Consider the following 11,913-nt stretch of genomic DNA (forward strand, 5'->3'; position numbering starts at 1 on the left):
GTCTTGAATTGTGCTCTTTTATGGAAGACAAGTATCACGGAAGGCAAATTGCACTAGGCGGTCTGGCAGGCTACGATTACTTTTTGTTGGCTAGACCTCGCTTTTGTTACAGCTTCGTGCTCAAGGAATAATGATTAAAAAAAGACAGGCCCAGACGCTCTCTTGTGTCATCCCTGGTTTGAATGAAGCAGAGAACCTGCCCGCATTAATGCCGGTCTTGGTGGCGAAGTTGTGCGAATTGGTCCCGGATTTTGAAATCATTTTCGTTGACGATGGCAGCACTGATGCCACGCCTTTGGTTATTGAGCAATTGCGTCAAACCTATCCTCAATTGGTGTATCTGCAGTTATCGCGCAACTTCGGCAAAGAAGCGGCGTTGACGGCAGGCTTGGAAGCCAGTCGTGGGCAGGTGGTCGTGTGCATGGATGCGGATTTGCAGCATCCTCCTGCCTTGATCGAAGCTATGCTGGAGCGTTGGTCTACGGGGCTGGAAATGGTTTATGCCGTGCGGGAAACCCGCGACGACGAGACCTGGATGAAGCGGGTGGGCACCAGCTTGTTTTACAAGTTGATGCGTACGTCCAATGGCTTGCGTGTGCCGCGTGATGCAGGCGATTTTCGCTTGATGGATCGCTGTGTAGTGGATGCCTTGATGGCCTTGCCCGAGCGTAGCCGCTTCATGAAGGGGCTATTCGCCTGGGTGGGTTTTCCGTCCGAGCCTATTTACTACTCGCCATCCGAGCGTTTGCATGGAGTTAGCCGATTTCGCCCCACCAAGTTGTTGCGTTTCGCGGTGGACGGTTTGACGGCTTTCACTACCTGGCCGCTTCGTTTGTTGAGTTTCTTGGGCGCGGTGCTGGCCATGCTGTCTTTCAGCTACGGCTTGTTCATTATCTTCAAGCATTTGCTGTATGGAGATGCTGTCCGCGGCTGGGCTACCTTGATTACGGTGGTACTGTTTTTTGCGGGTGTGAATATGCTCTCGTTGGGGGTGGTGGGCGAGTATGTCGCCAGCATCTTTGCCGAGGTCAAGCACCGGCCCCTGTATCTGGTGCATCGTCGCCGGGGGCAGGGTTTGGCTTCGGGGCAGCCGCCTGCACCAAGCCAGGGTCAAGACAGCACCCAGAGCCAGACGCAGCAACAGGACTGAGAGCCAGTCCGGTCGTTTAATTGCCGTTTTGCTCTCAAGTGTAATTGAACGCTACATCGATATTCTGAATCGTTTTGACAGCCACGACGGTGGCTGCCTAACCCCTTTGGTTTGGCTATAGACGATGAGTATCGAAAATTCTTTTCCCCCTGCTGGCGTAACCGTGCCACTCGGGCACGCGCGGGGTCCAGCCTATTGGCTGAGTCTGGGCGTACAGCGCCTGGGCACACTTTCCAGCCTGTCCGTGGGCTTGCTGGCGCTGCTGTGGTTTGCACTGACCCTGGGGGTCTATCCTCTGTTGATTCCGGACGAGGGGCGCTATGTCGGCGTGGCCTTGTCCATGCTGGAGTCGGGTGATTATCTGGTGCCGCGGCTGGATGGCCTGCCGTTTTTTCATAAACCCCCTTTGCATTACTGGCTCACTGCCTTGAGCCTGAAAGTGCTGGGTGTGAATTTTGTAGCCGCTCGTCTGGTGCCTGCCTTGATGGCAGCCTTGCTGATTGCCGGTATGCATGCCTTCCTGAAGCGTCATGCCAGCTTGCAACATGCGGGCTGGACAGCCTTGATTCTGCTCAGCAGCCCCTTGCTGTTTGGGGCCTCCCATTACGCTAACCTGGACATGACGGTGGCGGCCTTGATCAGCAGTTGTGTGCTGCTGGGTGGCCACGCTGCCTTGCAGGTGGAGCAGGGGCATTCCTATCGTTGGGCCGTGATGGGCCTGTATGCCACCGCCGGTTTGGCCTTTCTGGCAAAAGGCTTGATCGGGATTTTGATTCCCGGCGGCATTCTGGTGTTCTGGTTGCTGGGCCGAGGGCAGTGGCGTATCTTGCTGCGTCTGTTTTCCTTGACCGGCCTGGGTGTCCTGTTGCTGGTTGCCACGCCCTGGATGTGGGCCATGCAGGCGCGCTATCCGGGCTTCTTTGACTATTACATCGTCTACCAGCACTTCCAGCGTTTTCTGGAAACCGGTTTCAACAACCCTCAGCCTTTCTGGTTCTACTTTGCCCTGATGCCCGTTGCCACCTTGGGTTGGACGCCACTCTTGCTCAAGCGCCTTCGTGGTTCTGCCAGTACTGCCGATGGTCTGGGAGCGATACGTGGCTTGATGCTGTCTGCCCTGCTGACCGTGCTGATTTTCTTTTCCATTCCTGCGTCCAAGCTGGTGGGCTATGTCTTGCCTGCGATTGGTCCTTGGGCGTTCTTCCTGGCCGATGTGGTGATTCGTCGCAGCCAGCGGGATGGAGAAGCCAAGGTAGAGCGCTTGGCCGTCTGGAGTCTGGCCGTTTGCGTAGCGATTTGCGCGATTGCCGTGGTGACGATGATGCTGCGCCCACAGGTCAACAGCCAGGCCCTGGGTCGTGTGCTGGCCAGTGAATATCAAAAGGGCGATCGGGTCGTCTTTCTGAATAACTATCGCTATGACCTGGGCTTTTACGTTCCGGGCCTGCAGAACATCAGCGTCGTGGGGCGCTGGGATGATCCGGAGATCATGCGTACCGATAGCTGGCGTAAAGAGCTGCTGGAAGCGGCCCGTTTTGAGCCGCAGCGTGGGACGATGACCTTGATCGACCGGGAAACCTTGCGTCAGCAGCTATGTCGGGACAGCAAGGCGGTGGTCTGGCTGATCGGTTCGCCAGATGCCGTCCGTCAAAGTCAGGTGCTCAATCATGCCCAGCGCCTGTATGAGGATCAGCGTATCGCGCTGTGGCGCTTTGATCATGATGAGTACGAGCTTATGTGCGGCGAAACGCCCAAAGTCGCCCCGCCAGAAACGTCAGCACAGCCAGGCCGATAAGAATCAGGCCCAGCAGCAAGTCGTAGCGCAGACCGGAGTGATTCAGCAAAAACGCATAGCTGGCTTCGTTCACCGCGAAGCCAGCGGCGGACACCAGAAAAAAACGTGTCAGCGCGGGCAGAAAACTGGCATTCTGGGAACGGAAAGTCAGCCAGTAGTGGCCGCCAAAAGACACCAGAAATGCAATCAGCCAGCCAAAAAGATTGGCCAGCAAGGGCGACAGACTCAGCGTTTGCACCAGGGCGATTACAATGCCCCAGTGTGTGAAGGCGGCCAGGGTGCCGACCAGAATGAACAGAATGATTTGACGAGACATAAAGCGGAGCGAGCAGTGGCCAAGGACAGGCAGATCAGTATATGCGCGGATGATTTTGGGATGGCCCCTGCCGTGGACGAGGCCATACTGAAATTGGCCCAGGCCCGACGCCTGACAGGAACATCCTGCCTGGTTGATGGGGACAGTTTTGTGCAAAATGCACCAGCACTGCGCCAGAGCACGCTGCAAAAAGGTTTGCACCTGAATTTTACCGAGTTTGCCTCCCAGAAGGGCGTGTATGCCATGCCGCTCAAGCAGGTGATTATCCGTAGCCTGTTACATCGTCTGGACAGTCAGAAGGTCAAGGACAGCGTGGCCCGTCAACTGGACCGTTTTGAAGAGGTGATGGGGCAGGGTCCGGACTATATAGATGGGCATCAGCATGTGCATCAACTACCCATGATACGCGAGGCCTTGCTGGTGGAAATGGAGCGTCGTTATGCCGCTTCCATGCCCTGGCTGCGCTATACCGGCGCCCAGCGTCTGGCCACGGGTTTTGCGTTTAAAGACCGATTCAAGGCGCAGATTATTGCCGGGCTAGGTTCCAGAGATTTGCTGCGTCTGGCCAGAGCCAAGGGCGTCACCATGAATACCAGCTTTACCGGGGTGTACGACTTTCAGGGTGGCAAGGAGCGCTACAGCGCCCTGGTCAAGGCCTGGCTGGCCGTGATGCAGCACGGGGATAGCATGATGTGCCATCCCTCCCTGAGCAGCGTGCAGGACGATCCTGTGGGCTTACAACGCCTGGCGGAGTATGAAGTGCTGGCAGGTTCTGACATGCAGCAGTGGCTGGAGCAGTACAGCCTGCGTATTGCCTGAGAAAGAAGATTAAGCCGATTGGGCAGGCTGGCTTTGGCTGCCTTCGCCCAGACTGCGCTGCATGATGACCACATCAATCCACTGCTGGAATTTATAGCCCACGGCTGGCTGAGTACCCACATGGGCAAAGCCCAGCGAACGGTGCAGGGCAATCGAGCCACGGCTGTCATGGCCGGAGATGACGGCCACCATTTGCCGCCACGGGCCTTTCTCGCACTCCAGCAGCAATTGTTCCAGCAAGGCCTTGCCCAGACCTTTGCCAATCTGACCTTGAGCCAGATAGATGGAATCTTCTACCGTGAAGCGATAGGCAGGGCGGGAGCGGTACGTGCCTGCATAGGCATAGCCCACGATCTGCCCGTCCAGTTCCGCGACCAGCCAGGGCAAGTTTTGCTCGCGCACTTGTATATAGCGGGCACCCATTTCCTGTTCGTCGGGCGGGCTTTGTTCAAAGGTCGCCGTGCTGTGCAGCACGTGATAGGCATAGATGCTTTGTACCGCTGCCATATCGCCCAAGGTCGCGTGACGTATCAGCAAGGCGCTGGCGTGATTGCCTTGTGGCAGGGACGCAGAGAAAGGGGCTTGCGTACTCTCGGGGGGGAACATACTATTTTTCCTTTGAACTGATTTAGTTTATCCCGATTTCAGGAGTTTCTATGTCCTTCCCACACCAGTTTTTGACCGAGCAATTGGCCGTCGCGCCGCAGTTATCGGGAGAGGACATGCAAGCCGTGGCCGATGCCGGTTTTAAAAGCGTCATCATCAATCGACCCGACATGGAGGGTGGTCCCGACCAGCCTCTGTCGGCAGACGTGATGCAGGCCGCTCAAGCCGCAGGCTTGCAGGTGGAATATCAGCCAGTGGTGGGTAGCGCTATTACTTCTGCTGATGTTGCCCGTTTTGGTCAATTGCTTGAAGCTTTACCGAGCCCGACTCTGGCCTATTGTCGCACCGGTACTCGTTGTGCTGTATTGTTCCGTGCATTGAACGAATCCTGACCTGGCTCAAGGTTCAGGTCTGTACTAGCTTGTCCTGTGCCTGTATGCAGCGGTAAGCTATCTGTCTCCATTCAAAGGGGTTATGCCATGTTCAAGAAAATTCTGATTCCAACTGACGGTTCCGAGCTCTCCTCCCAAGCGGCCAACAAAGGCGTGACTTTTGCCCGCCAAATTGGTGCCGAGGTTCTGGCTTTGCACGTGACGCAGCCTTTTGCTGCCACAGTTGGCTTTGATGGTATGGCTGCTGCGTACGCCATCACCGACGAGGACTACGACAAGACCGCCAAAGAACAGTCGCAGAAATACCTGCAACAGATTCTGGACCGTGCCGAGACTGCTGGCGTCAAGGCAACCGGTAAATCCGTATCGAACTTCAACGTGGCCGACGGTGTGGTCCAGGTTGCCGAGCAAGAAGGTTGCGACCTGATCTTTATCGGTAGTCACGGCCGCAGTGGTCTGTCCCGCCTGTTGCTGGGTAGCGTGACCATCAAGGTGCTGAATATGGCCAAGAACACCGTGCTGGTGTACCGCGTCAAAGAAAACGATTAATCGTTTTTCAGCCCAAAGAAAAAACCCGCCTAGGCGGGTTTTTTTGTGTCTGCGGCAAGGCTTATTGGCTGCGCGGTTCCAGTTGCTGTTTATGGGTCACGACTGCCTGCAGAACAATAGGCAACAGCTCGCCATCTTCGCTTTTACCGCTAGGGTTTTGCGCTACAAAATCCAGCAGGGAGCGGCGCATGCGTGGGTCCCAGAACTTCTGGATATGTTCCGCAATCTCGCGCAGTCCTTGTTCCCGATTGCTCAGGATTTCAAAGAACTGACCGATCTGGTTGGCCATGGGAATCAAAGGAACAATGTTCATGGTGATGTGGCCGAGCGTGACTCGGCAGAATTCAGGTAGTGGGGATGGCTGTACAGCGTGAAGCTGCGGTCACGGGCAAAGGCGGCCAGCATGACACCCAGTTCATCGGCAATCTGCACGGCATAGGCGGTGGGGGCGGAGACCGCCACCACAAAGTTGATGCCCATGGCAGCGGCCTTCTGGACCATCTCGAAACTGGCACGGCTGGAGATCAGCACTATGCCAGAGCGGGGATCAATATTGTTGCGCAGCATGTGGCCTAGCAGCTTGTCCAGCGCGTTGTGGCGGCCTACATCCTCGCGCACGGCCAGGATATCGCCTTGCAGATTGCACCAGGCAGCGGCGTGGGTAGCCCCCGTCAGTTGATGCAAAGGCTGGCTGGAGCGCAAGGCATCCAGCGCCTGGAAGATGGCGGCGGCATCGGGGCTGTGCTCGGGGGCGTCCAGACGGGGTAGCTGGCGGCGTACCTCGTCCAGGCTTTCCAGACCGCACAGGCCACAGCCCGTACGACCGGCCAACTGGCGGCGACGCGCCTTGAGCTGATGCTGGCAGGCACTGGCAATCTCGATTTGCAGCAGGCTGCCGCGCTCGCCTTCCAGCACATCCACGCCGCGTATATCGTCAGCTGTACGAATAATGCCCTCGGTCATGGAGAATCCATAGGCCAGATCTTCCAGATCACTGGGGCTGCACAACAAGGCACTATGGCTGATGCCATTGAATTCCAGGGCAACGGCCTGTTCGCGCGCCAGCGCATCCTGATCCTCTTGGGGCAGGGTGTCAGCTTGTGCTTCAGCTGGGGTACGCGCCTGCCGCCATACGGTGGCAGGGGCGCTGGCATCACGAAAATCTGCCTGGCTCACGTGGGCAACTCCTTAGGGCCTGTTTAGACGCATCATACTTTCGCGACGGCCTCGTCAGGCTCATGCTGGTGGCTGTGATCCGCATGGGCCAAGTCTTCGGCCGATAGGGTCTCGCCTTGCAGGAGACGCTGCTGAATATCGTGGAAACGGTTCCAGCGATTTTGCCAGGCCGACTCGGAGGTCACGCGCTGAATTTGCACGGCCGTCACCTTGTACTCGGGGCAGTTGGTTGCCCAGTCCGAGTTATTGGTGGTGACCACGTTGGCGCCCGACTCGGGAAAGTGGAAAGTAGTATAGACCACCCCTGGCTGCACCCGTTCGGTCACTGTCGCCCGCAAGGCAGTCTCGCCCGCACGGCTCTTGACCGAGACTTTGTCGCCACTGCGAATGCCACGATCTTCAGCATCTACCGGGTGAATTTCCAGCAAGTCCTCTGCATGCCAGGCCACGTTGTCGGTACGGCGGGTTTGTGCACCCACGTTGTATTGCGACAGGATGCGGCCGGTCGTCAGCAGCAAGGGGAACTTGCGGCTGCTGCGCTCTTCGGTAGGCACGTACTGGGTCAGCATGAAGCGACCCTTGCCACGCACGAACTCGTCGATGTGCATGGTGGGGGTGCCTTCAGGCGCTTGCTCGTTGCAAGGCCATTGCACGCTGCCACCCAGTTCTTGGATGCGATCGTAGGACACGCCGGTAAAGGTCGGTGTCAGGCGGGCGATCTCGTCCATGATCTGGCCGGGATGCTCGTAGCTCATGGGGTAGCCCAGAGCCCGGGCCAGGGCGCAGGTGACCTCCCAGTCAGCCATGCCCGCCTTGGGCTCCATCACTTTGCGTACGCGGGAAATACGGCGCTCGGCGTTGGTGAAGGTGCCATCTTTTTCCAGGAAGGACGAACCGGGCAGGAACACGTGGGCGTACTTGGCGGTTTCGTTCAGGAACAGATCCTGCACTACCACACACTCCATGGCGGCCATGGCGGCGGCCACGTGCTGGGTGTTCGGGTCGGACTGAACAATGTCCTCGCCCTGGCAGTACAGCCCCTTGAAGCTGCCACTCAAGGCGGCGTCAAACATATTGGGAATGCGCAGGCCGGGTTCGGATTGCAGGGACACGCCCCAGGCCTCTTCAAATTGCTGACGTACGCTGTTGTCGGAGACGTGACGGTAGCCAGGGAACTCGTGCGGGAAGGAGCCCATATCGCAGGAGCCTTGCACGTTGTTCTGACCACGCAGCGGGTTCACACCCACGCCTTCGCGGCCCACGTTGCCGGTTGCCATGGCCAGGTTGGCAATGGCCATCACGGTAGTGGAACCCTGGCTGTGTTCAGTCACGCCCAGACCGTAGTAAATCGAGCCGTTGCCGCCGGTGGCGTACAGACGGGCTGCGCCACGGATGTCGTCGGCAGATACACCGCAGATCTCGGCCATGGCTTCTGGCGAGTTCTGGGGCTGGCTGACAAAGCTGCGCCATTCATTGAAGGCAGCGGTATCGCAGCGCTCGGCCACATAGGCCTCGTTCACCAGATTTTCAGTGACGATAACGTGGGCCATGGCGGTCAGCATGGCGGTGTTGGTGCCTGGACGCAGGGGCAGGTGGTAGTCGGCCTGGATGTGCGGCGAGCTGACCAGTTCGGTCTGGCGCGGGTCGATCACGATCAGGCGGGCACCTTGGCGCAAGCGGCGTTTCAGGCGCGATGCAAATACGGGGTGGGCGGCGCTGGGGTTTGCACCCATCACGATCACCACGTCGGTGTGCATCACCGAGTCAAAGGTTTGCGTACCGGCGGACTCACCCAGGGTCATCTTCAGGCCGTAGCCGGTAGGGGAGTGACAGACGCGGGCGCAGGTGTCCACGTTATTGGTACCAAAGGCGGCACGAACCAGCTTTTGCACCAGATAGGTTTCTTCGTTGGTGCAACGCGAGGAGGTGATACCGCCCACGGCGTCACGACCGTGCTGATCCTGAATGCGACGGAACTCGGACGCGGCATAATTAATGGCCTCGTCCCACGACACTTCCTGCCAAGGGTCCGTAATGCTCTTGCGTATCATGGGGCTCAGGATACGGTCCTGGTGAGTGGCGTACCCCCAGGCGAAACGGCCTTTCACGCAGGCATGACCACGGTTGGCCTTGCCGTCTTTCCAGGGCGTCATGCGAATGACCTTGTCGCCTTTCATCTCGGCCTTGAAGCCGCAACCCACACCGCAGTAAGCGCAGGTGGTGATGACGGCGTGTTCGGGTTGCCCCAGATCGATGACGGATTTTTCCATCAGGGAAGAGGTCGGGCAGGCCTGGACACAAGCACCACAGGACACGCAATCGCTACCCAGGAAGCCATCGTTCTGACCGGCGGTGACGCGCGATTCAAAACCACGCTTGTCGATGGTCAGTGCAAAGGTGCCCTGAACTTCCTCACAGGCACGTACGCAGCGATTGCAGACAATGCACTTGCTGGAGTCGTAGGCAAAGTAAGGGTTGGAGTTGTCGGTGCTGTCGTCCAGGTGGTTGGCACCATCAAAGCCATAGCGCACGCTGCGCAGGCCCACCACACCGGCCATGTCTTGCAGTTCGCAATTGCCATTGGCAGGACAGGTCAGGCAGTCCAGGGGGTGATCGGAGATGTACAGCTCCATCACATTGCGGCGCAGCTTGTGCAGGGTGTCGTTTTCGGTTTGGACAACCATGCCTTCTTCCACCAGGGTGGTGCAGGAAGCAGGGTGGCCGCGACGGCCTTCAATGTCCACCAGACACAGACGGCAGGAGCCAAATGCTTCCAGTGAATCGGTGGCGCACAGCTTTGGAATATTGATACCGGCCAAGGCGGCCGCGTGCATCACGGAAGTGCCAACGGGCACTTCAATCAATTTGCCGTCAATGGTCAGGTTGACCATCTCGGTCTGGGTCGAGGCTGGGGTGCCCAGGTCACGTTCGCGTACGGCGACTGTTTCTTTCATGGTGATCTCCGTCTTAGACCTTGGCAAGGTCCTGCTCGGTTTGCGGGGCCAGTCCAAAATCCTGGGGGAAGTGTTCCAGCGCGGACAGGACGGGATAAGGGGTCATGCCGCCCAAGGCGCACAAGGACCCGGAGAACATCGTGTCGCACAGGTCGCGCAGCAGCTCGACATGGTTGTCCATATCTTCGCGGCGACGGATCTTCTGGATGGTCTCCACGCCACGCGTAGAGCCAATGCGACAGGGGGTACATTTGCCACAGGATTCGATGGCACAGAACTCCATGGCGTATTGCGCCATGTGGGCCATGTCTACTGTGTCGTCAAAGGCCACCAGACCACCGTGACCGACCATGGCATTGATCTTCATGTAGGCTTCGTAGTCCAGCGGGACATCCCACTGGTGTTCGGGCAGATAGGCTCCCAGGGGGCCACCGACTTGTACTGCACGCAAGGGACGACCGCTGGCGCTGCCGCCACCGTAGTCGTACAGCAATTCACGCAGGGTGACGCCAAAGGCTTTTTCCACCAGGCCACCGTTTTGCAGATTGCCGGTCAACTGGAAGGCCAGCGTGCCACGCGAGCGGCCCATGCCGTAGTTCTGGTAGTAGGCACCGCCCTTGGCCAGAATCACCGGCACGGAAGCCAGCGACACCACGTTATTGATGACCGTAGGCTGACCAAACAAGCCCTTGATGGCAGGCAGAGGCGGTTTCACACGCACCACACCGCGCTTGCCTTCCAGACTGTCGAGCAGAGCGGTTTCTTCGCCACAGATATAGGCACCGGCTGCCTTGCGTACTTCCAGGTCGAACTCGCAGCCGCTGCCCTGAATGTTCTTGCCCAGCCAGCCTGCTGCGCGCGCCGCCACAATGGCTTCGTTCAGCGCCTGCACGGCCAGCGGATATTCGGAGCGTACGTAGATGTAGCCATAGGTCGCTCCGACGGCCAGACCGGCAATTGCCATGCCTTCAACCAGGCACAGCGGATCGCCTTCCATCAGTATGCGATCAGAAAACGTGCCCGAGTCGCCTTCGTCGGCATTACAGACAATGTATTTCTGCTGTGCCGGGGTGTTCAGTACCGTGTTCCATTTGATGCCGGTCGGGAAAGCGGCACCGCCACGACCACGCAGGCCGGAGTCTGTGACTTCTTTCACAATGGCGGCTGGCTCCATGGCCAGCGCTTTGCTCAAACCTTCAAAGCCACCACAGGCCTGATAATCGGCCACGCTGACCGGATCAATAATGCCCACGCGAGCAAAAGTCAGGCGTTCCTGATTCTTCAGGTAGGGGATGGCGTCCGTCAGACCGTGGCACAACTTATGTGCACCGCCTTGCAGGAAACCAGCGTCGAACAGACCGGGCAGATCTTCAGTCTGGACAGGGCCGTAAGCCACACGGCCTTCTGCCGTTTGCACTTCCACCATGGGCTCCAGCCATAGCAAACCGCGCGAGCCATTGCGCACAATCTGCACATCCAGACCGCGCTCCTGAGCCTGGGCCGCCAGTTGCTGGGCAATCTCATGGGCGCCCATGGCGACCGCCGCGGTGTCGCGCGGAACGTAAACGGTAATGGTGCTCATGACTGCGCCTCCTGGCTGCTTAGCAGGGCGTCCAGTTTTTCGGGGGTGACGCGTGCATGGGGTACGCCGTCCAGCATGACAGCGGGGGACTGAGCACAGAGGCCCAGACAGTAGACAGGTTCCAGAGTGTACTGGCCGTCGTCGCTGTTTTCATGGAAGTCGCAGTTCAGGCGGCGACGGGCATGAGCCGTCAGCTCCAGTCCACCCCGCGCCTGACAGGCTTCTGCCCGGCAGATTTCCAGGGTATGAGTCGCGTGGGGCCGGGTGCGGAAGTGGGCGTAAAAAGAGATAACGCCATGGATTTCCGCACGGGACAGGGCCAGTTGTTCGGCCAGCACCGGCACCACGGACTCGGGAATACAGGCAATCCGGTCCTGAATCGTGTGCAAAATAGGCAACAGGTTACCCTTCTGGCCGGCGTGCTCCTGCACGGCCTGCAAGGCGACCTCTTCAGGAGTCAGACCGGACAGGTCCTGCTCCTGGTGATGAGGGGTTGTTTGCATGTCCTGTGTGCGCGGTGCCCGGATAGGGAGCCTGCGCCTCCATGTTTTTTATGCACAGCTGTGCATATTAT

12 protein-coding genes are annotated in these 11,913 nt (G+C 58.4%); 5 read left to right on the plus strand and 7 right to left on the minus strand.

Going from position 1 to position 11,913, the window contains the following annotated elements; genetic code table 11:
• The first annotated feature begins 130 nt into the window (after nucleotides 1–130).
• On the plus strand, nucleotides 131–1,150 hold the full coding sequence (locus tag Q9R35_RS06515; RefSeq protein ID WP_063688712.1) for a glycosyltransferase family 2 protein: 1,020 nt from the start codon (nucleotides 131–133) through the stop codon (nucleotides 1,148–1,150).
• A 124-nt stretch (nucleotides 1,151–1,274) separates the two neighbouring features.
• Nucleotides 1,275–2,945 carry a glycosyltransferase family 39 protein gene (locus tag Q9R35_RS06520; RefSeq protein WP_233249624.1) on the plus strand — a complete coding sequence of 557 codons (1,671 nt, stop codon included), beginning with the start codon at nucleotides 1,275–1,277 and terminating at the stop codon, nucleotides 2,943–2,945.
• Here Q9R35_RS06520 and Q9R35_RS06525 read toward each other — a convergent pair.
• A complete protein-coding gene (locus Q9R35_RS06525) occupies nucleotides 2,884–3,261 on the minus strand; it encodes a GtrA family protein (protein ID WP_311219566.1) in 378 nt (125 codons plus the stop codon). The two genes, Q9R35_RS06520 and Q9R35_RS06525, sit on opposite strands and share 62 nt — an antisense overlap.
• Before the next feature lie 60 nt (nucleotides 3,262–3,321).
• On the opposite strand from Q9R35_RS06525, the gene Q9R35_RS06530 reads away from it, so the two are divergent.
• Complete coding sequence (locus Q9R35_RS06530; protein ID WP_270119029.1) at nucleotides 3,322–4,080, plus strand: ChbG/HpnK family deacetylase; 759 nt, start codon at nucleotides 3,322–3,324, stop codon at nucleotides 4,078–4,080.
• 9 nt (nucleotides 4,081–4,089) lie between these two features.
• Here Q9R35_RS06530 and Q9R35_RS06535 read toward each other — a convergent pair whose 3' ends face one another.
• Complete coding sequence (locus Q9R35_RS06535; protein WP_080723722.1) at nucleotides 4,090–4,686, minus strand: GNAT family N-acetyltransferase; 597 nt, start codon at nucleotides 4,684–4,686, stop codon at nucleotides 4,090–4,092.
• 50 nt (nucleotides 4,687–4,736) lie between these two features.
• Between Q9R35_RS06535 and Q9R35_RS06540 the strand changes: the two genes are divergently transcribed.
• Nucleotides 4,737–5,078, plus strand: a complete 342-nt coding sequence (locus tag Q9R35_RS06540) for a TIGR01244 family sulfur transferase (RefSeq protein ID WP_042483118.1) — start codon at nucleotides 4,737–4,739, stop codon at nucleotides 5,076–5,078.
• Between the two features lie 87 nt (nucleotides 5,079–5,165).
• Nucleotides 5,166–5,627: a universal stress protein gene (locus Q9R35_RS06545; protein WP_045930880.1), complete on the plus strand. Its 462-nt coding sequence runs from the start codon at nucleotides 5,166–5,168 to the stop codon at nucleotides 5,625–5,627.
• A 61-nt stretch (nucleotides 5,628–5,688) separates the two neighbouring features.
• Here the strand turns inward: Q9R35_RS06545 and Q9R35_RS06550 are convergent, their stop codons facing one another.
• Genes Q9R35_RS06550 through Q9R35_RS06570 form a run of 5 tightly spaced genes read right to left on the minus strand, consistent with a single transcriptional unit; the run spans nucleotide 5,689 to nucleotide 11,842 of the window.
• The gene (locus Q9R35_RS06550) at nucleotides 5,689–5,940 is read right to left on the minus strand and encodes a formate dehydrogenase subunit delta (protein WP_045930881.1); all 252 of its coding nucleotides are present in this window, start codon (nucleotides 5,938–5,940) and stop codon (nucleotides 5,689–5,691) included.
• Complete coding sequence (fdhD, locus tag Q9R35_RS06555; protein WP_311219567.1) at nucleotides 5,937–6,803, minus strand: formate dehydrogenase accessory sulfurtransferase FdhD; 867 nt, start codon at nucleotides 6,801–6,803, stop codon at nucleotides 5,937–5,939. Before fdhD ends, Q9R35_RS06550 begins: the two co-directional genes overlap by 4 nt.
• 32 nt (nucleotides 6,804–6,835) lie before the next feature.
• Nucleotides 6,836–9,757: a formate dehydrogenase subunit alpha gene (gene fdhF / locus Q9R35_RS06560; protein WP_042483129.1), complete on the minus strand. Its 2,922-nt coding sequence runs from the start codon at nucleotides 9,755–9,757 to the stop codon at nucleotides 6,836–6,838.
• A 13-nt stretch (nucleotides 9,758–9,770) separates the two neighbouring features.
• A complete protein-coding gene (locus tag Q9R35_RS06565; RefSeq protein WP_063688702.1) occupies nucleotides 9,771–11,339 on the minus strand; it encodes an NADH-quinone oxidoreductase subunit NuoF in 1,569 nt (522 codons plus the stop codon).
• Nucleotides 11,336–11,842 (minus strand): formate dehydrogenase subunit gamma, encoded by a 507-nt coding sequence (locus Q9R35_RS06570; RefSeq protein ID WP_063688699.1) that lies wholly within the window; start codon nucleotides 11,840–11,842, stop codon nucleotides 11,336–11,338. The genes Q9R35_RS06565 and Q9R35_RS06570 overlap by 4 nt, the downstream gene beginning before the upstream one ends.
• Nucleotides 11,843–11,913: the final 71 nt, after the last annotated feature.

The organism is Alcaligenes sp. AB3 (assembly GCF_031844565.1).
GTDB classification, from domain to species: domain Bacteria; phylum Pseudomonadota; class Gammaproteobacteria; order Burkholderiales; family Burkholderiaceae_B; genus Alcaligenes; species Alcaligenes faecalis.